This is a genomic window from Aeromonas sp. 601039 (genome assembly GCF_049174415.1).
In the GTDB taxonomy this organism is placed as follows: Bacteria; Pseudomonadota; Gammaproteobacteria; order Enterobacterales; family Aeromonadaceae; genus Aeromonas; species Aeromonas veronii_A.
Window position 1 is genome coordinate 41,268 of the sequence record NZ_JAAKTL010000001.1, and the last position, 24,777, is coordinate 66,044.

General features: G+C 60.4%; 24 protein-coding genes. 14 read left to right on the top strand and 10 right to left on the bottom strand.

The genetic code is table 11. The features are described from left to right. Positions 1-158 precede the first annotated feature (158 nt). Positions 159-1,109: a ribosome biogenesis GTPase YlqF gene (gene ylqF / locus G5195_RS00175; protein WP_005334061.1), complete on the bottom strand. Its 951-nt coding sequence runs from the start codon at positions 1,107-1,109 to the stop codon at positions 159-161. Between the two features lie 323 nt (positions 1,110-1,432). Here ylqF and G5195_RS00180 point away from each other — a divergent pair, with 323 nt between their 5' ends. The 8 genes from G5195_RS00180 to G5195_RS00215 all read left to right on the top strand — a co-directional run bounded on the left by G5195_RS00180 (position 1,433) and on the right by G5195_RS00215 (position 10,115). Beyond that, positions 1,433-2,830 carry an alkaline phosphatase gene (locus G5195_RS00180; RefSeq protein WP_005334065.1) on the top strand — a complete coding sequence of 466 codons (1,398 nt, stop codon included), beginning with the start codon at positions 1,433-1,435 and terminating at the stop codon, positions 2,828-2,830. Positions 2,831-2,841: 11 nt separating this feature from the next. Continuing rightward, positions 2,842-4,233 carry an alkaline phosphatase gene (locus G5195_RS00185; protein WP_127006774.1) on the top strand — a complete coding sequence of 464 codons (1,392 nt, stop codon included), beginning with the start codon at positions 2,842-2,844 and terminating at the stop codon, positions 4,231-4,233. A gap of 72 nt (positions 4,234-4,305) precedes the next feature. Continuing rightward, complete coding sequence (locus tag G5195_RS00190; protein ID WP_107685200.1) at positions 4,306-4,992, top strand: hypothetical protein; 687 nt, start codon at positions 4,306-4,308, stop codon at positions 4,990-4,992. Positions 4,993-5,074: 82 nt separating this feature from the next. After that, on the top strand, positions 5,075-5,812 hold the full coding sequence (locus tag G5195_RS00195; RefSeq protein WP_158111102.1) for a substrate-binding periplasmic protein: 738 nt from the start codon (positions 5,075-5,077) through the stop codon (positions 5,810-5,812). 245 nt (positions 5,813-6,057) lie between these two features. Then, complete coding sequence (rnk, locus tag G5195_RS00200; RefSeq protein WP_005334070.1) at positions 6,058-6,453, top strand: nucleoside diphosphate kinase regulator; 396 nt, start codon at positions 6,058-6,060, stop codon at positions 6,451-6,453. 192 nt (positions 6,454-6,645) lie between these two features. Continuing rightward, on the top strand, positions 6,646-7,236 hold the full coding sequence (uhpA, locus tag G5195_RS00205; RefSeq protein ID WP_421221492.1) for a transcriptional regulator UhpA: 591 nt from the start codon (positions 6,646-6,648) through the stop codon (positions 7,234-7,236). Next, positions 7,233-8,753 carry a signal transduction histidine-protein kinase/phosphatase UhpB gene (gene uhpB, locus G5195_RS00210; protein ID WP_421235702.1) on the top strand — a complete coding sequence of 507 codons (1,521 nt, stop codon included), beginning with the start codon at positions 7,233-7,235 and terminating at the stop codon, positions 8,751-8,753. Before uhpA ends, uhpB begins: the two co-directional genes overlap by 4 nt. 27 nt (positions 8,754-8,780) lie before the next feature. Beyond that, positions 8,781-10,115 (top strand): MFS transporter, encoded by a 1,335-nt coding sequence (locus tag G5195_RS00215; RefSeq protein ID WP_421235703.1) that lies wholly within the window; start codon positions 8,781-8,783, stop codon positions 10,113-10,115. Positions 10,116-10,201: 86 nt separating this feature from the next. Here G5195_RS00215 and G5195_RS00220 read toward each other — a convergent pair whose 3' ends face one another. Further along, on the bottom strand, positions 10,202-11,335 hold the full coding sequence (locus tag G5195_RS00220) for a GGDEF domain-containing protein (RefSeq protein ID WP_421235704.1): 1,134 nt from the start codon (positions 11,333-11,335) through the stop codon (positions 10,202-10,204). 520 nt (positions 11,336-11,855) lie between these two features. Here G5195_RS00220 and G5195_RS00225 point away from each other — a divergent pair. The 5 genes from G5195_RS00225 (at position 11,856) to G5195_RS00245 (ending at position 14,654) form a co-directional block, all read left to right on the top strand. Further along, entirely contained in the window at positions 11,856-12,656 is an 801-nt protein-coding gene (locus tag G5195_RS00225; protein WP_005334079.1) for a transporter substrate-binding domain-containing protein, read from the top strand. 99 nt (positions 12,657-12,755) lie between these two features. Further along, the gene (locus G5195_RS00230) at positions 12,756-13,715 is read left to right on the top strand and encodes an amino acid ABC transporter permease (protein WP_019445267.1); all 960 of its coding nucleotides are present in this window, start codon (positions 12,756-12,758) and stop codon (positions 13,713-13,715) included. Next, entirely contained in the window at positions 13,699-13,821 is a 123-nt protein-coding gene (locus tag G5195_RS00235) for a hypothetical protein (RefSeq protein ID WP_265328643.1), read from the top strand. Before G5195_RS00230 ends, G5195_RS00235 begins: the two co-directional genes overlap by 17 nt. Then, complete coding sequence (locus tag G5195_RS00240) at positions 13,805-13,927, top strand: hypothetical protein (protein ID WP_421235705.1); 123 nt, start codon at positions 13,805-13,807, stop codon at positions 13,925-13,927. Before G5195_RS00235 ends, G5195_RS00240 begins: the two co-directional genes overlap by 17 nt. Next, positions 13,911-14,654 (top strand): amino acid ABC transporter ATP-binding protein, encoded by a 744-nt coding sequence (locus G5195_RS00245; protein WP_120414562.1) that lies wholly within the window; start codon positions 13,911-13,913, stop codon positions 14,652-14,654. Before G5195_RS00240 ends, G5195_RS00245 begins: the two co-directional genes overlap by 17 nt. A 107-nt stretch (positions 14,655-14,761) precedes the next feature. On the opposite strand, the gene G5195_RS00250 is transcribed toward G5195_RS00245, so the two are convergent. Beyond that, on the bottom strand, positions 14,762-15,553 hold the full coding sequence (locus G5195_RS00250) for a substrate-binding periplasmic protein (protein ID WP_266133802.1): 792 nt from the start codon (positions 15,551-15,553) through the stop codon (positions 14,762-14,764). A gap of 168 nt (positions 15,554-15,721) precedes the next feature. Between G5195_RS00250 and G5195_RS00255 the strand changes: the two genes are divergently transcribed. Next, positions 15,722-16,561, top strand: coding sequence for a sterol desaturase family protein (locus G5195_RS00255; RefSeq protein WP_266133801.1), 840 nt, complete (start codon positions 15,722-15,724; stop codon positions 16,559-16,561). Between the two features lie 109 nt (positions 16,562-16,670). Here the strand turns inward: G5195_RS00255 and G5195_RS00260 are convergent, their stop codons facing one another. The 7 genes from G5195_RS00260 to pstA form a co-directional block, all read right to left on the bottom strand. Further along, a complete protein-coding gene (locus G5195_RS00260; RefSeq protein WP_421235706.1) occupies positions 16,671-18,086 on the bottom strand; it encodes a basic amino acid/polyamine antiporter in 1,416 nt (471 codons plus the stop codon). 9 nt (positions 18,087-18,095) lie between these two features. After that, positions 18,096-18,998 (bottom strand): homocysteine S-methyltransferase family protein, encoded by a 903-nt coding sequence (locus G5195_RS00265; protein WP_421235707.1) that lies wholly within the window; start codon positions 18,996-18,998, stop codon positions 18,096-18,098. Between the two features lie 293 nt (positions 18,999-19,291). Further along, entirely contained in the window at positions 19,292-19,834 is a 543-nt protein-coding gene (locus tag G5195_RS00270) for a hypothetical protein (RefSeq protein WP_041202118.1), read from the bottom strand. Between the two features lie 19 nt (positions 19,835-19,853). Continuing rightward, positions 19,854-21,173 (bottom strand): hemolysin family protein, encoded by a 1,320-nt coding sequence (locus G5195_RS00275; RefSeq protein ID WP_005334094.1) that lies wholly within the window; start codon positions 21,171-21,173, stop codon positions 19,854-19,856. Between the two features lie 190 nt (positions 21,174-21,363). After that, positions 21,364-22,074, bottom strand: a complete 711-nt coding sequence (phoU, locus tag G5195_RS00280; protein WP_005334097.1) for a phosphate signaling complex protein PhoU — start codon at positions 22,072-22,074, stop codon at positions 21,364-21,366. 108 nt (positions 22,075-22,182) lie between these two features. Continuing rightward, positions 22,183-23,001, bottom strand: coding sequence for a phosphate ABC transporter ATP-binding protein PstB (gene pstB / locus G5195_RS00285; RefSeq protein ID WP_216954080.1), 819 nt, complete (start codon positions 22,999-23,001; stop codon positions 22,183-22,185). A 110-nt stretch (positions 23,002-23,111) separates the two neighbouring features. Continuing rightward, entirely contained in the window at positions 23,112-24,761 is a 1,650-nt protein-coding gene (pstA, locus tag G5195_RS00290; protein WP_042012620.1) for a phosphate ABC transporter permease PstA, read from the bottom strand. Positions 24,762-24,777: the final 16 nt, after the last annotated feature.

Consider the following 24,777-nt stretch of genomic DNA (forward strand, 5'->3'; position numbering starts at 1 on the left):
GGCATGGCTTTATATGGCGCGGACACGCCATCAGAGTGGGAGGAGATTTCTCTAGATAAAACAGAAGAGGCGACCCCTGGGGTCGCCTCTTCGTGTTCCGTCATCTCGGTCACACAAGCTCGCTCGTTGTCAGGCAAGCTCGGGACATCTGAGGATAATTATTTCTGACGCTTGCGGGCGTACTTGCGACGGGCGCGGGCCTGACGCTCCTCTTCCCGCTCGGCCTTCTCTTTGGCTTTTTGCTCGGCTTCTGCCGCGGCTTCGACAATCTCGACGCTCACCATCTCCGGCGTCTCCAGCGAGATGCGGCCAAGCAAGCCGGAGCGGAACTCGTTGATCAGGATCTCGGACGCCTTGTGCAGGTCGGCCAGCCCCCCTTTGCGCATAAACGCCCGCTGGCGGGCGATCATCTCCAGCAGCTCGATCTCGGTCTCGGGCAACTCGTCAATCTGGTAGCGCGCCTTGATCCGCTCCGGATAGGCCTTGATGAAGTAGTCAGCGGCGAACATGGCGATATCGGCATAGTCGAACACCGTGTCCTTGATGGCCGCTGTGATGGCCAGACGATAACCGCAGGAGGGCGGATTGAGCTTGGGCCAGAGGAAACCCGGGGTATCGGTCAGGATGACGTTGTTATCCAGCTTGATCCGCTGCTGGGACTTGGTCACCCCCGCCTCGTTGCCAGTACGGGCGATGATGCGCCCCGCCAGGGTATTGATCAGGGTGGACTTGCCCACGTTGGGGATCCCCATGATCATCGCCCGCACGCCGCGCAGCTCAAAATTGCGCTCCGGCAGCATCTCGTGGCAGAGAGTCAGCAGTTGCTTGATCTTCTCCGGCTCTTGTTGCGTCAGCGGCAGCGCCTTGATCCCCTTCTCTTTTTCCATGTGCGCCACCCACAGATCGGTGATCGCCGGATCGGCCAGGTCCGCCTTGTTCAGCACCTTGATCACAGGGGTATCACCACGCAGCTCGGGCACCAGCGGGTTTTCGCTGGAGAAGGGGATGCGGGCATCGAGCATCTCGATGATCACATCGACCTGGGGCATGACCTCGGCAATCTCTTTGCGGGCCTTGTGCATGTGACCGGGGAACCAGTTGATGGACATATCCGTTACTCTCTGTGGGGGCTGCGGGCGGGCGCATGGAACAACAGGCGCTCTGCCGCGGGCATCGAACGAAGGGGGCGCATTTTACCTGCTGCGGGCCTCTTTTGACAGGTCATTCTAACCATCACCTCATCAAATCAGCAAACCGCCGAGGCGGAGCGACCTTGCCGGAAGCGACCGGACCAACTGGCTCAATTGACAGATAACACATTGATATAGTGTAACATTTTCATCACTTTTTCACACAACCGTCACCGATAGTCAGTAAAAGTGTCATCTGCCCCCTCTAGGCTGCGCTCAGGTTTTACAAGGAGCGAACCCCAATGAGAAAAATGGCAGGACTTGCAGTGATGATCGGCGCCGCCCTGGCTGCCGGCTGCAAATCAGACAATGACACGGTGGCGACCAAGCCCGCAGCCCAACCCACCAACGTCATCTTCTTCCTCGGTGACGGCATGGGCCTCAACACCCTGACGGCAGCCCGCATCTACGGTGTCGGCGAAGAGGGTGATCTCACCATCGATACCCTGCCAGAAACGGCCTTTATCAAGACCTTCTCCCACGATGCCCAGGTCACTGACTCGGCCCCCTCCATGGCGGCCTACATGACCGGGGTCAAGAGCAACAACGGCGTCATCAGCATGGACGGCGACGCCACCTATGAGAGCGACTGCAGCAAGAGCGCCGGCAAGCCGGTGACTACCCTGCTAGAGCTGGCCAAAGCCGATGGCCGCGGTACCGGCGTGGTAACCAGTACCCGGGTGACCCACGCCACCCCGGCGGCTACCTATGCCCATATCTGCAACCGGGATCTGGAGGCAGATATCGCCGTCCAGCTGGTACCGGGCGGCAAAGGCTACAACAGCGCCCTCAAGGAGGGGCTGGATGTGGTGCTCGGTGGCGGCAGCAGTTTCTTCCTGCCCAAAGCCGACAAGGGCAAGCGGGAGGATGGCCGCAACCTCATCAGCGAAATGCAGGCCAAGGGCTACCAGTTTGCCAGCAATCTGGATGAGCTGAACAAGGCCGATGCGGGCAAGCCGCTGCTGGGTCTGTTTGGTTCCAGCCACATGAAATATGACCTGGACCGCCCTGCCAGCGAGCCGTCACTGGCCCAGATGACCCTGGCCGCCATCAAGCAGCTCAAGGGCAAAGAGAAGGGTTACTTCCTGATGGTGGAAGGGGGCCGCATCGACCACGCCCTGCACGACACCAACGCCAAGCGGGCGCTGCAGGACACCATCGCCTTCGACAACGCCATCAAAGCCGCCATCGACGAGGTGAAAAAGAGCGACCCCGAGCTGAAAAACACCCTGATCGTGGTCACCGCCGATCACGACCACACGCTCGTGCTCAACGGCTATGCCAAGCGCACCGGCAAGACCACCGCCGACAACCCCGGCGTACTCGGGCTGGTGAAGAACTACGAGACTGGCGAGCCAAGCAAGGATAGCGAGGGCATGCCCTACACCATCATAGGTTTTGGCAACGGCTACAACCGGGTGGATGGCCCGCGCAGCAGCGTCGCCCCACTCGACGATGCCACCGTCTCCGCCAATGACTACCACCAGGAAGTGGTGGTCAAGGTAGGCGAGATCGGCAACGAGACCCACGGCGGCACAGATGTCTTCCTCGGCGCCATCGGCAAGGGGGCTGACAGCTTCCATGGCTCACTCGATAACACCGCCGTGTTCGGCAAGATCAAGGCTGCGGCCAAGCTGTAAGGAGCACTTTCATGAGCAAACAGATGAACACATCCATCAAGCACACGCTGGTCTGCGCAGCCCTGTTCAGTGCGCTGGGCGCAACCTCCCAGGCACAGGCCGCTGATGCCAAAAACGTCATTCTCTTTATCGGTGATGGCATGGGGCCCACCGTGCTCACCGCCACCCGCCTGTTCAAGGTGGGAGAAGAGGGCAATCTGGAGATGATGAAACTGCCGCGCAGTGCCCGCATCAAGACCTTCTCCAACGATGCCCAGACCACCGACTCGGCCCCCTCCATGGCGGCCTACACCACCGGGGTCAAGATGAACAACGAGGTGATCGCCATGAGCAGCGACACCAAAGCCGTCGCCCCCGGCAAAGACGTCAATGGCAACAAAACCGTCAACAATTGCAGCAGCGATAACGGCAAGCCGGTGCCCACCATCCTGGAGCTGGCCAAGGCGGCAGGCAAATCGGTCGGGGCCGTCACCACTACCGAGCTGACCCACGCGACCCCGGCGGCCACCTACGCCCACATCTGCCATCGGGATGCCGCTTATGACATCGCCGCACAGGCCGTTCCTGGGGGCGCTGGCTATAACAGTGCCCTCAAGGATGGGGTCGATGTGCTGATGGGGGGTGGTGCCAACCACTGGACCCCCTACAGCGCCAGCAACAAGGGCGGTCGCAATGACAACCGCGACCTGACCGCCGAGATGAAGGCGCAGGGATACAGCTATGTCACTACCCAAAGTGAACTGGCCAAGGTCACCAGTGGTAAGGTGCTCGGTCTGTTCAGCAGCAAATCCCACCTCGACTACGAGCTGGATCGGGTCGCCAAGGGGGCAGCCAATACCCAGCCGTCCCTCTCCGAAATGACCGCCAAAGCCATCGACCTGCTGAGCAAGAACAGTCAGGGTTACTTCCTGATGGTAGAAGGCGGCCGGATCGATCATGCCCTGCACGGCACCAACGCCAAGCGCTCGCTCACCGACGCGGTGGCACTGGATGAGGCGGTCAAGACGGCGCTGGGTAAAGTGGATCTCAACAATACCCTGATCGTGGTCACCGCCGACCATGACCACACCATGACCATTAACGGCTACTCCGCCAAGGGCAATCCGGTGCTGGATCTGGTGAAAAATGGCGATGGCTCGACCCAGAACGACGTGGATGGCAAGCCCTTCACCACCCTGGTGTTCGGTAACGGCCCCAACCGCCCCGATGTGCGTCCCGTCCTCACCAGCGATCAGGTGATGGCCAATGACTATCTGCAGGAGACCGGCGTCAAACTGACATCGGAAACCCACGGCGGCGGCGATGTGATGCTGTTTGCCGATGGCGCCGGCAGCAACCGCTTCAAAGGCACGCTGGATAACACCAAGGTGTTTGGCAAACTGCGGGAGGCGCTCGGCCTGTAAGCAGCAGGGGCCCGGGTGCATCTGAGCAATCGACTCAGCGGCCCGGGCCCCGGCTCTTTCGAGCGACAGATGATGATGCGACTTTTGCTTTCGTTATGGCTGCTTGGCAGCACCCTCGCCTTCCCCCTGCATGCTGACGACACGCCCCCGGATCTCGCCGCCCGGATCAGCTATCACGACCGGAACACCGGCAGCGATGGCATCGCCAGAGAGAGTGTCTGGCAAGAGAAGTGGCTGCGGGTGGGCAATCAGGTGTGGAGCCAGCGGCTCATTCCCCTCCCCCTTGCCCGTGCCTATCACGCCACTCACGATGCCACCCCCGGCCACAAGCACTTTACCCACCAGATGGCAGCCCGCTGGGTCAGTCGCAGTGATGAAGGTGAGTTGCAACTGCGTTATGCCGACAGCTGGCACAACCAGCTGGTTGAGGTGCCGGTGGAAGAGTATGGCCAGGTGGCCTTCAAACCCGACTGGCCACGGATCCGCCATCTCGTCAACCCGGCGCTGATCGAGGGGATGACCCCGCTGGATGAGGCCGCCCCCGAGCAGGCCCGCTGGTATGAGAAGCGCGAAGGGCAGCAACGAACCCGCATTCTCTGGTCGAGTCAGTGGCAGCTCCCGCTGGTGGTCGAATCGGCCAGTCTCGACGGCTATCGCAGCTACCGGATGGAGGTGACCTTGCGCAAGCTGCCTGCTCAGCTCCCCTGGCAGCAACTCGCTGATTACGAAGTGCGCGATCTGCGCGATTTCTTCGACTGAGATCCCAACCCCTCAGCGAGCCCAACGACAACGCAGGCAGGAATGTTACACTCTGCATATTCGACTCTGGCTCACGACCTTGATGCGCGCTCTCTGCCTGCCCTTTTTTGCACTGCTGTTGTTGCTGGTACACACCGGTGCCCAGGCTATTGTGCTGGTGGCGGCCGAGCTGCCCCCTTACGTCATTCGCTCCTCTCACGGCAAACCAAGCGGTGTCGCCATCGAGATCATGGAAGAGGCCGCGCGACGCCTTAAAGAACCGCTCACCATCGAGTTGATGCCGCTGGCCCGAGCCCTCACCCAAACCGCCCATCGCAAGGATGTACTGCTGATACCGCCAGTACGCAGCTCTCAACGGGAGCATCTCTACTACTGGGTTTCCCCCATCCTTGATGAAGAGTTCCTCATTGTCAGCAATCGCCACAAGCATCCCACCCCGCTCATGATAAACGCGCTTCCTTCACTCAAGGTGGGCACCTTGCGTCACTCCTTCGGCCAGTATCTGCTCAAGCAGAGGCTGAATCTCGCCAGCCAAACCGTCGCCACCGAAGACCTCAATGCCCTCAAACTGCAACGAGGACGCATCGATGCCTGGGTCGCAGCCTGGAACGTCATCCTCTACAACCAGCAGACGGGCGGATTTTCCATTGATGAGATAGTAAAAGGCGAATCCTTGATGCGTACCCAGTTATTTATCGCGGCCAGCAAGGATTTTCCCTTCACCGAAGGGCGTCGCTGGCAAGCCGTGATTGACGAGATGCGCCATGATGGCACACTGGCGCGGATCATCCGTCAGTACAACTATCAGGTTCCTGAGTAGTCACTCAATCACGGTTGCCAAGGCCGGCCAGAATGGTTATGGTAGCCCCATGAAAATACTCGCTATTTCCTCGCATTTGCTCACACCCTGCTGAGCCCCCGCCTCGCTCCTTCGGCCGCGAGTCGCTTGGGGGCATGGCATTTTCAATCGATTGAACCTGTTGAATCCATTTTTGTAACACTTTGCGTGATGGCCAACCTGCACCCGCCGGTATGGGCCTATCCGCTATTGATAAGGAATATCTTATGAAACAACCTCATCTGGTTATCTCCAGCCTTGATCTGGACCGTATCGAACAACTGCTCGGCAACCACCCGCAGCATCTCGCCCTGCAAGAGGAGCTGGACCGCGCCGAGATCCGCGAACCGGCCGACATGCCGCCGGACGTGGTCACCATGAACAGCAAGGTACGCTTCAAGATGCAGAGCAGCGGCAACGAGTTCTGCCTCACCCTGGTCTACCCGCGCGATGCCAAGGGCGACGAGAGCAACATCTCGGTACTGGCGCCGGTGGGCAGCGCCCTGCTCGGTCTGAAAGTGGGCGACAGCATCGCCTGGCCGGGCCCGGCCGGTCGCACCATCGAGGTCGAAATTCTGGAAGTGGTCTATCAGCCGGAGCGCGCCGGCGAGCTGCACCGCTGAGTCCCACGGGCTGGTCATCCCCTGTTGATCAGCCCGCTTGCTCGCCCTTGCCAGCTGATCCCGGTCAAGCTTTGTTCACCTTGCTCCCCGGTTTTTAGCCCCTTTTCCTGCTGCTGCTTGAGCCTGACTCGAGGGGCAGGTATCTTGTTGGCCGCGTCATGGTCATGACGCACCGAATTTCAGGCTGACATCATGATAAAAATTGCCCTTATCGACGATCACCAGATCGTCCGATCCGGTTTTGCCCAACTGCTCAATCTGGAGCCCGACCTGCAGGTGGTCGCCGAATTCGGCTCCGCCAGCGATGCCCTTGCCGGCCTGCCCGGCAGCGGGGCGCGCGTCTGCGTCTGCGACATCTCGATGCCCGACCAATCGGGGCTGGATCTGCTCAAGCAGCTCCCCTCCGGTCTGGCCGTGGTGATGCTCTCGGTGCACGACAGCCCGGCCCTCATCGAGCAGGCACTGCAAAGCGGCGCCAAGGGATTTCTCTCCAAACGCTGCAGTCCGGACGAGCTGATCGCCGCGGTGCGTACCGCCGCCCAGGGGGGGTGTTATCTGACGCCGGACATCGCCCAGAAACTGGCCAGCAGCAGCCGGGATCCCCTCACCAATCGGGAGCGGGAGATTGCCCAGTTGCTGGCACAGGGGCTGGAGGTGAAGGCCATTGCCGAGCAGCTTGGCCTCTCCCCCAAGACGGTTCACGTCCATCGCGCCAACCTGATGGACAAGCTCAAGGTCAGCAACAACGTCGAGCTGGCCCACCGCATGCTGGATAGCTGGTGATCTCCCGTTTTGCCAGCTATGTCGCCATCGCGCTGGCGGCCTGCTTCATCTTTGCCGCCGGCTGGTTTTGCCTGTGGAGCATCAGCCTGCATCTGGCGGGCGGCCCGGCACTGGCGGTGCTGCTGTTCCCCTTCGGCCTGCGTCTCGGCCTGCTGTTGCAAAGTCCCGGTCGCTACTGGCTGCCGCTGCTGCTCTGTGAAGGGGGGCTGCTCTACTGGATCAATCTGGAGGTTGGGCTGCCCCACTGGCAGTGGTTGCTGACCGGCAGCCTGCTCACCCTGCTCCCCCTGCTGATTGCCCGCCGCCAGCCGGTGCGCAACGACTGGCAGCAACTGCTGTTGCTGCTCGCCACCGTCTCGGTGGCAGCCCTGCTGCAATCCCTGCTCTGGCATCTGGCGGGAGAAGATGGCCTCTCGGCCCTGCTGCTCACCCTCACCGGCGGGCTGACGCTGACCTCCACCTGCATGCTGATCTGGCACTACCTTACCCGCGCCACCTGGGTGCCGCTGGGGCCTGCGTTGGTGGATCAGCCGGTGGAGTGGCGCTTTCGCCATCTGGTCTGGTATCTGCTGCTGTTCGTGCTGAGCCTATGGCTTCAGCTGGGACTGCCCAACTCGCTGGTGCGATTTACCCCGTTTTGTCTGGCCATCCCCATCATCGCCATGGCGTGGCGCTACGGCTGGCAGGGGGCGCTGCTCGCCACCCTGATGAACACCATCGCCCTGCTGGCGAGCCAGGCCTGGCACGATCACCCCCTCGATCTGCTGCTCTCCCTGCTGGCCCAGAGTCTCACCGGCCTGCTGCTGGGCGCCGGGATCCAGCGCCAGCGCGAGCTCAATCAGGCGCTGACCCGCCAGCTTGCCCACAATCGCCAACTCACCGAGCGGCTGCTGGAGACCGAGGAGAGCATCCGCAAGGAGGTGGCGCGCGAGCTGCACGACGACATCGGCCAGACCATCACAGCCATTCGTACCCAGGCCGGTATTGTTCGCCGCCTCGCCCCCGACAATGCGGGTGTGGGCCAGAGCAGCGCCCTGATCGATACCCTCTCCCTTGGCATCTACGACGCGGTGCGCGGTCTGCTCGGTCGCCTGCGCCCGCGCCAGCTCGACGACATGACCCTGGAGCAAGCGGTACGGGCACTGCTCAGAGAGCTGGAGCTGGAGCGCCACGGCATCGTCACCCGGCTGGAGTGGCAGCTGGCGGACAGCGATCTCTCTGATGCCCAGCGGGTCACCCTGTTTCGGGTCTGTCAGGAGGGGCTCAACAACGTGGTCAAGCATGCCAACGCCCACTCGGTGACAATCCGGACGCGGCACGGTGAAGAACAGCTGCAGCTGGTGCTGGAGGATGATGGTCGCGGCTTGCCGCAAAGCCGCGCGGCGCAGGGCTATGGTCTGCTCGGTATTCGCGAGCGGGTGCAGGCGCTGGGAGGCACCTTGCAGCTCTCCTGCATCCACGGCACCCAGTTGACGGTCAATCTCCCCTGCCGCAAGCGGGAGGAGAGCCATGAGTAACCTCGCCCTTCATCAGGGAGGAGCCCCATGCTGAGCTTTATGAGAAGCGCACCGGCGCAACCGCCGATCCGCGAGCAGGCCGAGATCGACGCCACCTATCGTCACTGGCGGCTGCATCTGCTGCTGACCATGTATCTGGGCTATGCGGTCTTCTACTTCACCCGCAAGAGTTTCAACTTCGCCATGCCGGACATGCTGGCGAGCGACATGCTGGACAAGTCAGACATCGGCATGCTCTGGACCCTGTTCTACATCACCTACGGCTGCTCCAAGTTCTTCTCCGGCATCATCAGCGACCGCGCCAACCCGCGCTACTTCATGGGGATCGGGCTGATGGCCACCGGCGTCATCAATATCCTGTTCGGCCTCTCGTCCGCTCTCTGGATGTTTGCCGCCCTCTGGGTGGCCAACGCCTTCTTTCAGGGCTGGGGCTGGCCACCCTGCTCCAAACTGCTCACCAGCTGGTATTCGCGCAGCGAGCGGGGCGTCTGGTGGTCGGCCTGGAACACAGCCCACAACGCCGGCGGGGCGCTCATCCCCCTTATCGTCAGCACCCTGGCCCTGCAGCATGGCTGGCGCTACGGCATGATAGTGCCCGGCCTTATCGCCATTGCAGCCGGTCTGCTGCTCTGCTGGCGGCTGCGGGATACCCCGGCGGCCATGGGATTGCCAACGGTGGGCGAGTGGCGCAAGGATGCCATGGAGCTGGCCCAGCAGACTCAGGATGCGGGCCTCTCCCATCGCCAGATCCTGCGCAAATATGTGCTGGGCAACCCCTATATCTGGCTGCTCGCCTGCTGCTACGTGTTGGTCTATGTGGTGCGCACCGCCATCAATGACTGGGGCAACCTCTACATGACCGAGCAGCGCGGCTTCAATCTGATGAGCGCCAACTCGGCCATCTCCATGTTCGAGGTGGGGGGCTTTATCGGCGCTTTGGTGGCGGGTTGGGGATCGGACAAGCTGTTCAACGGCAACCGTGGCCCGATGAACCTGATCTTTGCGGTGGGGATCCTGCTGGCGGTGGGATCGCTCTGGCTGATGCCCTTCTTCAGCTATGTGATGCAGGCGGCCTGCTTCTTTACCATCGGCTTCTTCGTGTTTGGCCCCCAGATGCTGATCGGCATGGCAGCGGCGGAGTGCTCCCACAAAAACTCGGCGGGGGCCGCCACCGGCTTTGTCGGCCTGTTTGCCTACATGGGGGCGGCGCTGTCAGGCTATCCGCTGGCCAAGGTGATGGAGATCTGGCACTGGAACGGCTTCTTCGTGGTGATCTCGGTGGCGGCAGGTATCTCGGCCCTGCTGCTGCTCCCCTTCCTCAAGGCGCAGGCACCGAGACCCCCTCAAGCGAATGCAGATTAGCGGGTGGCAGCTAACGAGCTATATCCGGCAAGCAGACAGGGCGCGGATCACCGCGCCCTGATTTTATTCCTGAACCTATTCCTGCATCAGGCCGCCTGACAGACCCGGTTCTTTCCTTCCCGCTTGGCCCGATAGAGAGCGTCATCCGCACGGCTGAACAGGCTGTCAAAGTGCCACTCCCCCTGCCAGTAAGCAATACCCATGCTGACGGTGATATGAATCCCCTCCACCTCGCTGGCCGCAAGCTGAACCCGCAGTGACTGGCAACGGGCGATGGCCTCGTCTGCGGCGACATGGCGAAACAGCAGCACAAACTCCTCACCCCCAAAGCGGCCCGCCAATACCCCCTCCAGCTCGCGCAGTGCCAACCCGACCCGCTCCAGCACCCGATCACCCACCTCATGACCATGCCGATCGTTGATCTGCTTGAAGTCATCCAGATCGAGCACCACCAACGCCCCCTGTTGTGCAGGGCGTCCCCGGGCCAGACGCTCCATAAAACCACGGCGATTGAACAAGCCGGTCAGCGGGTCATGACTGGCCTGATAGCGCAGCTCCAGCGCCCGGTGCTGGTTGCAGAGCAGCAGCACCCCGAAGGTAAGCATGGAGCTACCCACCAGCATGGAGACATAGGGCAACACGTTGAACAACTGACGCTGGAACGGGCTTTCGATCACCTCGCCCCACACGGTAAACATCCGCATCAATGTCATGGCAATCAGCACCAGATTGAGGCCAATCAGCACCCAGACCGCCACCTGATAATCGGGTCGGCCGTGACGCCAGAGCTGCCAGATGATGAGCGTACTGAGCATGAGGAAGGTGGCGCTGCTGATCATCACCCGCACAGCAATCCGGCCATCGATGGCGACCGACCAGGTCATGATGGCGGCAAACAGCAGGATGAATCCCCAGCAGGCAGGCCAGCCTGGCGATTGCCGGAAGAAACAGCGCTGGGCAACCAGCAGCAGCGACACATGAAAAATCAGGAAGACATTGCCCACCCAGGAGCCATAGGGGGTGGGGGTCAGCAGCAAGCTGGCAAATCCAGCCTGACCCAGCATGGCAAACAGACTGGACCACCACCAGACCCCGACACCGGGAATATCGTTGTGGGTAACACGAATGATGGTAAGAGTCAGGAAACCGAGACAATAGCCACACAAGGCCATGATCATCAAGGTAAAAATATCCAGCTTAAGCAGTAGTGAGGCGTCCATACCAAAGCCATGCAGAGAGGGTAACTGAGTATATGAGAAGCGTTTGCCAAGACCCAGTGGGACTTGATGGTTTTCATAATAAAGCCCGTTCGTTTGCTGACAAACAGCGCAATGAGCGTGATATCCCACCAATGCGTATTCGTATCAGCCCCATAAAAAGCCTCTTACGGAGCCCGATAGCACAATAAGAGCCGCAAGCGGCGCCCTGGCTTTGTAACAAAATGTCTTGGGGATAATTTGGGCTTGAACCCACTCAATTAGATAGATATGTTGTTTTCGTGTGATTTTATGAATGAAGCCATGAGCAATAAATGTCTCTAACCTGTTGAGTCTTCTGACACAATCTGTTTTTGGTACATTTTTCACTCAACCACTATTCATAGCATCTCATATGGGGCTTTTGTCCCGCTCAAGACATTCATCCTGTCTTGCCTGTTGCCGGATGCAGCAGTCTCTTGTGCCACGGAGTCGCACGGGATCAGGTTCAAGGCCGAACACACCACCGACAGAGACGTCACTTATGATCAAAAAACTGATTCTTTCTACCCTGCTGTTTTGCGGGATCGCCACGGCGGCCCCGACACCTGCCCCCACGTCCACCCTGGATGCCGTGCTCGAACGCGGCGTGCTGCGAGTCGGCTTCGACGCCGGCTATCAACCCTTCGAGATGACCAACAAGCAGGGCCAATACATCGGCTTTGATGTGGATCTCGCCAAGATGGTCGCCAAAGAGATGGGCGTGAAGGTCGAGTTCGTCAACACCGCCTGGGATGGCATCATTCCGGCACTCCTGACCAACAAGTTCGACGTCATCATGGGCGGCATGACCGTCACTCCCCAGCGCAACCTGCGGGTCAACTTTGCCGATCCTTACATCGTGGTCGGCCAGACCATAGTCCTGCGCAAAGAGAAGGCGGGCGAAATCAAATCCTTCACCGACCTCAACGACCCGAAATACAAGATCGCGGTCAAGCTCGGCACCACCGGCGAGCAGGCAGTCAAGCGCCTGATCCCCAAAGCCACCCTGCTGCAGTTTGAAACCCAGGATGACGCCAAGCTGGAAGTGATCAACGGCAAGGTCGATGCGTTCGTCTATGACCTGCCCTACAACGCTATTTTCGCCTCCCAGAATCAGGGCGCCGTGGTGCACCTCGACAAGCCGTTCACCTTCGAGCCGCTGGCTTGGGCCATCCGCAAAGGGGATCAGGACACCCTCAACTGGTTCAACAACTACCTGCGCCAGATCAAGGGCGATGGCAGCTACGACCGTCTCTACAAGAAGTGGTTCGAATCCAACGCCTGGCTGAATCAGCTCAAATAACCTCCGGGGGGCGGCACATGCCGCCCCTGCACCACGCAGCTCCCCACACAATAACGAGAAGAGGTTGTGACTGTGCACACACCCAAACCGACAAGACAGATGGAAAAACAACCCAATCAGCTGCTCTGGCATGGGGTTTTCCTGCTGATGCTGCTGGTTGCCGTATTCGGCATCTACAAGGCTGTCCAGTCAGTGGATTACACCTGGCGCTGGGAACGCATTCCCCAATACATCGCCTATCAGGCGGAGCAGAAGAATCTCGCCGAATTTGACGGCACCGTGATGGCGGGCACCAGCGAGGCCGAGAAGGGCAAGCTGTTCCTGCAAGACGATCTCGACCCCAATGTGCGGCAAGCCATTGCCAGTACCGGCGTACAAGTCGCCGAAGGGGATACCGTTTTTCGTGGCGATACCCTCGACACCCAACTGAGCTGGACTGCAGGCCCCATTGCCTGGGGCGTCTGGGTCACCGTCAAACTCTCGCTGGTGGCGGGCATCTTCGCCATCCTGCTCGGAACCCTGGCCGGGCTGGCGCGTCTCTCCCCCAATCCGGCCCTGCGCAATCTGGCGGTCACCTACGTTGAGCTCATCCGCGGCACGCCGCTGCTGGTGCAGATCTTCATCGTCTACTTCTTTATCGGCACCGTGCTGAACCTCGACCGCTTCACCGCCGGGGTCGCCGCGCTGGCGGTCTTTACCGGTGCCTATGTGGCGGAGATCGTCCGCGCCGGTATCAGCTCCATCCACAAGGGGCAGATGGAGGCGGGTCGCAGCCTGGGTATGACCTCGGCCCAGACCATGCGCTATGTCATCCTGCCGCAGGCGTTCAAGCGGGTACTGCCACCGCTGGCAGGCCAATTCATCAACCTGATCAAGGACTCCTCGCTGGTCTCGGTCATCTCCATCACCGATCTGACCAAGGCCGGTCGCGAGGTAGTCAGCTCCACCTTCAGTCCGTTCGAGGTATGGTTTACCGTCGCCTTGCTCTATCTGGTGCTGACCGGCACCCTCTCTTTCTTGGTACGCCGTCTCGAGGTGAAATATGCACGCAGCAACTGATCCCATCATCAAGGTGCCACAGGCATCGAGAAGTGCAGCCATCACCGCCCCCCTCTTCGCCTTCCCGGTTCGTTTTCTGGAGGTGAAATATGCACGCAGTAACTGATCCCATCATCAAGGTGCAACGGGCGTCGAGAAGTGCAGCCATCATCGGCACCCCCTTCGCCTTCCCGGTTCGTTTTCTGGAGGCGAAATATGCGCGCAGCAACTGATCCCATCATCAAAGCGACCGGTGTCGAGAAGTTTTACGGCAGCGAAGTGCATGCCCTGAAAAATGTCAGCACCCAGGTCGCCGAAGGGGAAGTGGTGGTGATCGTCGGCCCCAGTGGCTCGGGCAAGTCCACCTTCCTGCGCACCCTCAACCAGCTGGAGACCATCAACGACGGCAACATAGTAGTCGACGGCATCAGCCTGACCGAGCCGGGCGATGTCAACAAGCTGCGGGAAGAGGTGGGCATGGTGTTCCAGTCCTTCAACCTCTTTCCCCACCTGACGGTGCTGGATAATATCTGCCTCGCTCCGCAGAAGGTGCGTGGCCTGTCGCGCCGTGAGGCCGAAGACAGAGCCAAGGCGCTGCTGCTGAAAGTGGGGCTGTCGGTGAAAGCAGCCAGCTATCCCTCCCAACTCTCCGGTGGTCAGCAACAGCGGGTAGCCATTGCCCGGGCGCTCGCCATGCAGCCGCGCATCATGCTGTTTGACGAGCCCACCAGTGCGCTGGACCCCGAAATGGTGGGGGAAGTGCTGGATGTGATGAAGGGGCTGGCCCGCGAAGGGATGACCATGGTGGTGGTGACACACGAGATGGGCTTTGCCCGCGAGGTAGCGGATCGGGTGCTCTTTATGGAGAGTGGCGAACTGCTGGTGGATGAAAAACCGGCCGATTTCTTCGACAATCCTCCCTCCCCACGCCTGCGCCAGTTCCTGAGTCAGGTGCTGTAGCCAACATGCTCTGCTGGATAAATGAAGAGGGACCGCAAGGTCCCTCTTCTTGTGTGTCACGCTGAGCAGGCTTAACCCAGCTGAACCCGAGTGCCCATCTCATCGGCTCAGCGCGGGGACTTTCCCAAATAGCGCTCCACGATCACTTTCACCCCGTCACGTTTTTTGAGCTGATAGAGCTCCTTGTCAAACTGGTCGATAAAGGCCTGTTTGTAGGGGTACTCCCCCTTGCGGCTGTAGCCGAGAAACCCCTGCTCCTTGCTGAGCACCGGCCCCTGTTTGAGCAAGGACATATCGGCCACCGCCAGCTGATCGGCCTTTATCATGTTGAGCAACTCATAGAGCAGGGAGAGGCGATCATTGATGGTGCAATCGACCCGGCCGCGGACAATCTTGAGCAAGTTCTCCCGATTGCTTTTCACCTCCTCCACGTCGATCTGCTTCTCTTTTACCGCCTGCCAAAAGGCATCACCGCCGACGGCAAAACCGGCGTTCATGCCAAAGCGTAAACCATGATAGTCGAGCGGAAACCTGGCCTGCGGAGTATTGACCGCAACACTGGCGCCGCACATCACCACCAGCTCTTCATCCAGCATCGGCTGGGAGTAGGGCCACATCCAGGGGCGACTGTCGGGCTGGTAGTAAGGCGGAAAGATGGCGAAGGCGCTGCCCTGCTCCACCATGCTCAGACCGCGCCGCCACGGCATCGGCTTGAGCACCACCTCATAGTCAGGCATGGCAGAGGTCACCTCGCGGATAATATCGGCATAGATCCCCCTGACCTCCTCCCCCTCCTGCCAGGAGTAGGGGGGATAGTTGGCATCGGCCAAAATTTCAACACGGGTTTTGGCCTGGGCCATCATGCACAACCCCAGCAACAAGCAACACCAGACGCGCATAAGCCAGCACCTCCTGAAAAAGCCTGCATCAAGCATAGCCATCCGCCGCACCTTCCTCTGCTGCCGCGCCATATTTCATGCCATCTCTTCGTTGGCAGAAAAATGTTAATGAAATATTAAAGCCATCCTTTATGCTGGAGAGCAATTGCTCTGAATGGATGGCCGCATATGGATGTGCAACTGCTTTTGCTCTACCTCTCCCCGGTTTTTCTGGCCTTTATCGGCTGGGAGATGCTCTACCTGCGCAAACATGGCGCGGCCCTTCCAACCGCCACCTACCAGTGGCGGGATCTGTTCGCCAACGCCGCCCTGGCCCTGATGCACCAAGGGGGCGATGCGCTGGCGGCCATCGCCATTGCTTATCTGTATGACACCCTATGGGGCTGGCGGCTGTTCGATATCGAGCTGAATCTCTGGAGTGTGCTACTGCTGTTTCTGTTGCAGGATCTCTGTTACTGGCTGTTCCACTTCACCAGCCACCATGTGCGCTGGCTGTGGGCTTCCCACGTGGTACATCACAGCTCGGAGCGGCTCAACCTCTCCACCGCCTTTCGCCAGAGCCTGATGTATCCCATCTCCGGCATGTGGCTGTTCTGGATCCCGATGATTGTCATCGGCTTCCCGCCCGAGGCGGTGGTCGCCACTGTGCTGCTGAGTCTGGGCTTCCAGTTCTTCGTCCACACCCAGGTAGTGGGCAAACTCGGCTGGCTGGAGTGGATCTTCAACACCCCCTCCCACCACAGGGTGCATCACGCCAGCAACGCCAAGTACATAGACCGCAACTTTGCCGGGGTGCTGATCATCTGGGATCGGCTGTTCGGCACCTTTGTGGAAGAAGACCCGGCCGAGCCGTGCCGCTTCGGCATCACCAAGCCGATCCACAGCTTCAATCCCCTCACCCTCACCTTCCACGAGTGGCGCGACATGCTGCGCGACGCCCGTGGCCTGCCTTGGCGACAAAAACTCGCGGTGCTGTTTGGCAAACCGGCCGGACCTGCCAGCCGCTAAGCCTTCTCCCCAGGTCACAACTCCCGGATAGCAAGCCCCTGATAACCAGTCCCTGATAACAAGAGAGCGCCACAGTGGCGCTCTCTTATGGTCAGTCACATCTTCGATGTCAGAGATGGGCGAACGACCAGACGGCGGGGATCAGGCTCAGCAAGGTCACTCCGGCCAACAGCCGTTCGCGACCACTCAGGCAAAGATCTGCGCCCAGCTGACGGCGGCTGTAGAGAAACAGCAGCAGACCCGGCCCGTAGAGCAACAACGACAGCAGCAGATACTCCACCCCGGCAGCATAGAGCAGCCAGAAACCGTAACAACTCGATACCAGCGCTACCGCCCGCATCAGACCGCGGCCCTGCCCGCCCTCACCCTTCTTGCTGAACGAGAGCTTGAGCAAGAACAGGCCGATCAGCAGGTAAGGCACCAAAATCATCGAGGTCGAGATAAGCAGCAGGCTGGTGTAGCCCTTGCCGAGCAGCCATACCAGCAGCAGGCAAGTCTGCACCGTCAGGCTGGTGAGCCAGAGCGAGGCGATAGGCGTCCCATTGCGGTTCTGGCGCCGGAAGATGGCGGGAAACGCGCCGTGGCGTGCCGCGCTGAACGGCACCTCGGCCGAGAAGAGGGTCCAGCTCACGTAGGAGGCAAGCACCGAGACGATCAGGCCGACGCTGATGAGCAGCTTGCCCCATGAGCCGGTCATCTGGGCCATCAGCCCTGCCATGGAGGGGTTGGGCAGCGCCGCCAGCTCGGGTCGGCTCAATATTCCGAGCGCCAGCACCGAGATAAGCACATAGAGCAGCAACGCCAATACCACGCCAAGCACAGTGGCCGTGCCCACATCTCGCCGGTTTCTGGCGCGGGCCGACAGCACCGCTGCCCCCTCGATACCGGTGAAGACCCAGAGAGTGATCAGCATGGTGTTGCGCACCTGCTCGGAGACCGGCACCGCCAGGGTGCTGCCCTGCTGATCCGCCGCGAAGGTGACCGGATCGAACCAGTAGCAGGCGAACAGGATAAACAGCAGCAGCGGCAGGCTCTTGGCCAGGGTCGCCACCAGATTGAACAGCGCCGCCTGCTGCACGCCGCGGGCCACCAGCAGGTGCACCGCCCAGAGGATGCAGGACTCGCCGACAAACGCTGCCAGCGTGTTGCCCTCACCAAACCAGACCTGCTCCGGCGTATCGACGAAGCTGCCCAGCGCCGCAAAGGCAATGACCAGATAACCCACCACGCCGATGGTGGCGCAGAGCCAGTACCCCCAGGCGGAGAAGAAGCCCACCAGATCGCCAAAACCGGCGCGGGCGTAGCTGTAGATGCCGCCGTCGAGATCCGGTCTGAGTCGCGACAGATAGAGAAAACTCATGGCGAGCGCCAGGATGCCCACACCCGTCACGCCCCAGCCGATCAGCACGGCGCGCGCCCCCGCCACCTCGGCCATGTTCTGGGGCAGGCTGAAAATCCCCGCCCCCACCATGGAGCTGAATACCAGCGCGGTGAGGGACCAGAGCCCGATCTTGCTCTCTTTCATGGAAGCTCCTTAGCGCAACCGGCTGCTCAGCGCCTGAATATGCTCGGGGCCGATACCGCAGCAACCGCCGATCAAGTTCGCCCCGGCCCCGCGCCAGCGCTCGGCCCAGCCGAGATAATCCAGCGGCCCCAGATCGGCGCGGATCTCGTCCAGTCCGTCGTTGGCGGTGGCCTCTTTGGGCTGCGGCGGGAAGGCGTTGGCATAGGCACCGAGGCGAATGTCAGCGCGGCCCAGCGCCTGCAATCGGGCGCTGGCCACCTCGAGCGCCCCCTCAATCACCTCGGGCTGACAGCAGTTGAACAGGATGGCATCGGCTCCGGCCGCCACCAGCGCGCTAACCGCATCAGCCACCTGTTCGCCGGAGCGCAGTCGCGGCTCGTTGCCCGGCGCCTCATCTTCCAGTGTGAAGGAGACCCAGAACGGCTTGCCGTCATCAGGCAGCAGCGCTTTCAGGGCCAGTGGCTCGGCAATCAGGCTCATGGTCTCGGCCAGCCAGATATCCACATAAGGGGATAGCGCCCGGATAAGCGGCGTGGCCAGCTCGTTCACCCTGTCCGCCTTGAACAGGTCGGCACGGTAGGAGCCAAAGAGCGGTGGCAGAGAACCCGCCACCTGCACGGCGCCCTTCTGCTCGTCAGCCACTTCGCGGGCCAGCTGACCAGCCAGCGCTGCCAACCCCTCCCCGTCGGCAAAGAAACGCTCATCGCCGATATGAAACGGCACCAGCGCATAGCTGTTGGTGGTGATGACCCTGGCCCCGCTCGCCACATAGGCCTGATGCACGTCACGCACCGTCTCTGGCGCCTCCATCAAGGCCAGCGCCGACCACTCGGGTTGACGAAACGGTGCCCCCCGCCGTGCCAACTCGCGCCCCATGCCCCCATCCAGCACCCACAATTCCCTGGTTTCCATCTGTCGTGTCTCTTTGTTATGTGCGTTGTTTATTTGCGTATTTATCTGTTTGTTTTGTTGATCTGCGGTTTCACGCTGAATCGCTGCAGATCGTCCTGCTTCATCCTGGGAAGCCCTTCCATTATGCAGCCATAAAAACATATAGATGTTTAGATGGCCAAAGCAAGATAAAGCAAAGTGCCACGGGCGGCAATCAGTATCAGCAGAAATCAGCGTGCAAACGGCGAGGCAAACGCAGAAATGCAAGAGGCCACCCGAAGGTGGCCTCATCACAATCTTGATCCGCTGGCGACTTAACGCCCGGCCAGCACTCGCTTAATCTGTTTGACCCAGTCGGAGACCCGGCCCTGCTGCGGCAAACCGCGCCAGATCTGCTCCCATTGAGCAGGGCTGAGCGGACGACCGAGGCGACGCTGTACGCCTGCATATAGGTAGTCATGGGCCGTGGTGGCCGCATGCTCGGAGGTGAGGAATTTGGAGACCGGATCGGTCAACCGCACATCCCGCATGCCGAGCAGCGGATAGTCGTTGTGCACCGCCGCCAGCATGGTCTCGCGCATGGCAGACTCGATATAGCCACGGGCAAACAGGGCGGTCACCGACTCCAGCGATCCCTGATCCGGGCCGTGATACTGCTCGTCAAAGACCGGGCTCGGCTCGGCCATGCCACTTTGTACCACCGCATCGGGATCCGGCTGCGGGACGACCACGGCAGGCTTGGGGGTTACCGGCTTGGCTGCCACAGTGGCTTTGCGCGGCGCACTCTGACTACAGGCACCCAGTGCCAGGGCGAGCGCGACACAGGCCAGCGCACGGGAATGAGACTGCATCTTCATGACTCTTATGTCGCTCCTTTTACGATTCCTGAGCTGGCTTCTCGGCCACAGCCGGTTCGACCCGGGTAACCAGCAGCTGATCAATCTTGTAACTGTCGATATCGACCACTTCGAACTTGTAACCGGCGTATTTGACCGAGTCAGTACGCTTGGGGATCTTGCGCAGCATGTACATGATAAAGCCGGCGATGGTCTCGTAGTTCTGGTTCTCGGGGAACTCTTCGATATCGAAGGCGCGCATCACGTCGGAGATGGGGGTGACCCCGTCCACCAGCCAGGAGTTCTCGTCGCGCTGGACGATCTGCTCTTCCACCACGTGGGTCGCCCACTCGCCCATGACGGTGCTCATCAGGTCGTTCATGGTGACGATCCCCACCACCAGCGCGTACTCGTTCATCACCACGGCAAAGTCGCCACGATGATTCTTGAAGTACTCCATCGCCTCATAGAGGTTCAGGGTATCGGGGATGATGATGACGTTCTGCACCAGGTTGCCACCGATCAGGTCGATGCTCTGGCCGCCGATAACGCGGATCAGCAGCTCTTTGGCATCGACAAAGCCCTTGATGCTGTCGAGGTTGTGGTCACAGACCAGAAACTTGTTGTGGGGATGTTCGGCGATCTTGGCCTTGATGCTCTCTTCACTCTCTTGCAGGGTGAAGTAGATGAGGCTCTCGCGGGCCGTCATGGCAGAGGTGACACCAAGGGACTGCAACTCGAACACGTTCTCGATGAGCTGATGCTCCTCGCGCTGGATAACCCCCGCCTCGGCACCGGCATCCATCACCGCATAGATATCGTCGGAGGTGATCTCGTCGTTACGCACCGTGGAGACGCGCATCAGACGGAACAGGGAGTTCGCCAATCCGTTGAAGACCCACACCAGTGGCATCAACACGGTGACGAAGAAGAGCATGGGACGCACCACCACCACGGCAATCTGCTCGGGCATGGTCATGGCCAGACGCTTGGGCATCAGATCAGCGATCAGGATAAACATGCCGGTGACGAACACGAAGGAGGCACCGGAGCTGATCTCGCCAAGCCAGGGCCCTTGGTAGAACTGGGAGACAATCCCCTTGATGGCGGGGTTGAGGGCAGACTCACCCAGGATACCGCCCAGAATGGCGACGGTATTGAGGCCAATCTGCACCACGGTGAAAAAGTTGCCCGGCTGGGCCTGCAGGGCCAGCACCTTTTCGGCCTGGCGATTACCTTCATCCGCCATCACCTGCAATTTGATTTTGCGAGACGCGGCGAGAGAGATCTCGGAGAGGGAGAAGAACACACTGCCGCCAACCAGCAGCATTAAAAAGAACAAACTATCGGCAAAACTCATGATTAACCTATTGCTACACCCGCCTTAGCACAAGACGGCAAACTGGGCCCGGGAGACCGGACCGTGAGCCCATCCGGGACTCACACAGGGGGAGTATTCTATCAGAAAACAGCCAGTTGGGGGCTTTATCTTACTCCGACCAGTTATGCAACAAAAAAGGCGCTTCACGCGCCTTTTTATTCACTTCCGGTTAGCCCTTGCCCAGCAGGGTGCCCAGATCGTCCGCCTTGGTGTGGCGCACATCCTTGCCTTTCACGTAGTAGACGATGTACTCGCAGATGTGCTGGCAGCGATCGCCGACCCGCTCGATGGCTCGCGCCGCCCACAGGACGTTGAGAACCTGGGGGATAGTGCGGGGATCTTCCATCATGTAGGTCATCAGCTCGCGGATGATGGACTCGTACTCGCGGTCTACCTTGTCATCTTCCTTGTAGACCGCCAACGCCGCATCCAGATCCATGCGGGCGAAAGCGTCGAGCACATCGTGCAGCATCTTGATGGTGCGACGGCCCATGTTCTCCAGCGACACCAGCGGCGGCTGCGGCTTGTTGGCGTTGTCGGTCAGCATGCGTGCGATCTTGTCGGCCACGTCGCCAATACGCTCCAGATCAGTGATGGTCTTGATGATGGCCATCACCAGTCGCAGGTCGGAGGCAGTCGGCTGACGCTTGGCGATGATGCGGGTGCACTCCTCGTCGATCGCCACTTCCATCGCGTTGACCTTGTGGTCGTTGGCCACGATCTTGCGCGCCGCATCGAGATCCTGATCGTGGATCGCCGCAATGGCGTCGGTGAGCTGCTGCTCCACCAGACCGCCCATCACCAGCACCTGGTTGCGCACGCTCTCTAGCTCGGCATTAAACTGACCGGAGATGTGTTTATTGAGGTTCATATTGTCCATACAAATAATCCTTGATTGCTCCGATTATGCCTTAGCCGTTGAACTGACCGGTAATCTGTTTATTGCTGCTCATCATGTTCATATCCATAACCCTGGCTCAACCACGCCTTAGCCATAGCGACCAGTGATGTAATCCTCGGTCTTCTTCTTGGCCGGTGTAGTGAAGATGGTGTTGGTATCCGAGTACTCGATAAGCTCGCCCATATACATGAAGGCGGTCTGATCCGACACCCGCGCAGCCTGTTGCATGTTGTGGGTCACAATCACCACGGTGAACTGGCTCTTGAGCTCGTTGATCAACTCCTCGATGGTGAGGGTGGAGATGGGGTCGAGCGCCGATGTCGGTTCATCGAGCAGCAACACTTCCGGCTCGATGGCGATGGCGCGGGCGATCACCAGACGCTGCTGCTGACCCCCGGAGAGACCGAAAGCGTTGTCGTGCAGACGATCCTTCACTTCGTCCCACAGGGCCGCACCGCGCAGGGAGCGCTCGGCGGCCTCATCCAGAGTGCGGCGATCGTTGATCCCCTGCAGGCGCAGACCATAGACCACGTTCTCGTAAATAGACTTGGGGAACGGGTTCGGGCGCTGGAACACCATGCCCACCTGACGGCGCAGGGCGGAGACATCCACGCTCTTGTCATAGATGTTGTGGCCGTGCAGCAGGATCTCCCCGTCGATGCGGCAGATCTCCACCAGATCGTTCATCCGGTTGATGCAGCGCAGCAGGGTCGATTTGCCACAGCCTGACGGGCCGATAAAGGCGGTCACCTGCCCTTTGGGGATCTTCATGTTGACGTTGAACAACGCCTGCTTGCTGCCGTAGTACAGGTTGAGATCCTTCACCTCCAGCGCGGTCTGCTCCGGGCTCAGGTTAAGCAGGTCCAGCGCGGTGTGCTGGGTAGACGTGGTCGTTACGTTGATCATCTGTTACCTCAAAATCTGTCGGTGGCGGCGGGCAATCTCATCGCCCGCGGCCGGAACGCTTGGCTGGCAGGGAACCCTGTCCCCTGCCCGTCTCTGTGGTGGCTGGCCTATCAATGTTCCAGCGACCGGAATTTCTCGCGCAAGTGGTTACGAATACCGATAGCGGTCAGGTTCAGACCCACGATCACCGTCACCAGCAGGAAGGAGGTGGCATAGACCAGCGGGCGGGCCGCCTCGACGTTGGGGCTCTGGAAGCCGACGTCATAGATGTGGAAGCCCAGGTGCATGAACTTGCGCTCCACATGCAGATACGGGAAGTTGCCATCCATCGGCAGGGTCGGTGCCAGTTTCACCACCCCCACCAGCATCAGTGGCGCCACTTCACCGGCTGCACGGGCAATAGCCAGAATAAGGCCGGTCATGATGGCCGGGCTCGCCATCGGCAGCACGATGCGCCACAGGGTCTCGGCCTGGGTGGCGCCCAGTGCCAACGAGCCCTGACGGATGGTGCTCGGGATCCGCGCCAGCCCCTCTTCGGTGGAGACGATCACCACCGGCAGGGTCAGGATGGCCAGGGTCAGCGCCGACCAGATCACGCCAGGTGAACCAAAGGTCGGGCTCGGCAGCGCTTCCGGGTAGAACAGCTGATCCAGCGAGCCACCGAGCGTGTAGACGAAGAAGCCCAGACCAAACACGCCGTAGACGATGGAGGGCACGCCCGCCAGATTGATCACCGCGATGCGGATGATCTTGGTCAGGCTGTTCTTGCCTGCGTACTCGTGCAGGTAGACCGCCGCCACCACGCCGAGCGGGGTCACGATGATCGCCATCAGGAACACCATGAAGACGGTGCCGAAGATGGCCGGGAAGACGCCGCCCTCGGTGTTCGCCTCACGGGGATCGTCGGATACAAACTTGCCGATCTGGTGGAACCAGTGACCCACCTTGGCCAGCAGGCTCATGTCGTTGGGCCATACCACATCCAGTACCCTGGACATGGGCATGGTCACCAGCTCGCCACGCATATCCTTGACGGTGATGCTGTCCCGGTCAGCCTGACTGCGCAGTGAGAAGAGCTCTTTTTCCAGCACCTGATAACGATCGTTAAGGGCCTGACGTTCACGCTCCAGCTGAGCTTTCAGCTGATCGGTCAGCTTCTCTTCCAGCTCGGCCTTGCGCTCTTTCAGGCGCAGCCGCTCCAGCTGATAGTTGATGCTGCCGATGTCCCCTTTTTGCAGATCGTTGGCCTGTTCGGAGAGGGCATTGGCTCTCGCCAGCACCCGCTGCAGGGCAGGATGCAGATCCGAAGTCAGCTCGCGGCCATCCTCTTTTACCCCGACGATATAACCGTAGAAGTTACCGTTGGTGGCACGCTCAACCATGGCCAGCTCGGCTGGCTGGCTCTGGGACTTGATGTCCGTCTCCAATACCCAGCGAAAATCGAGGTCGACGAACTCACGGTTGCCGGTCTTGACCAGATAGCGGGTCAGCAGCTCGCGCTCTTCCCCCTCCAGCGGCAGACCTGCGGCGCGCAGTCGCTCCACCGGCACCAGCTCGCGATCGTTGATCTCGCCGATCAGCACGCTCTTGTTGCCGCTGGCGTCCTCCAGCTGCCACTCATAGATGGGGTGCGGCCAGAAGTAGACCAGACCACGCCATCCGATCAGCAGCAGCAGACCCAGTACCGCCACCAGACTCAGGCTGACGGCTCCGCCGGTCATCCAGATCCAGGGGGCCCCTGATTTAAACCACTTACCCATTGTCGATTCCTTGTCC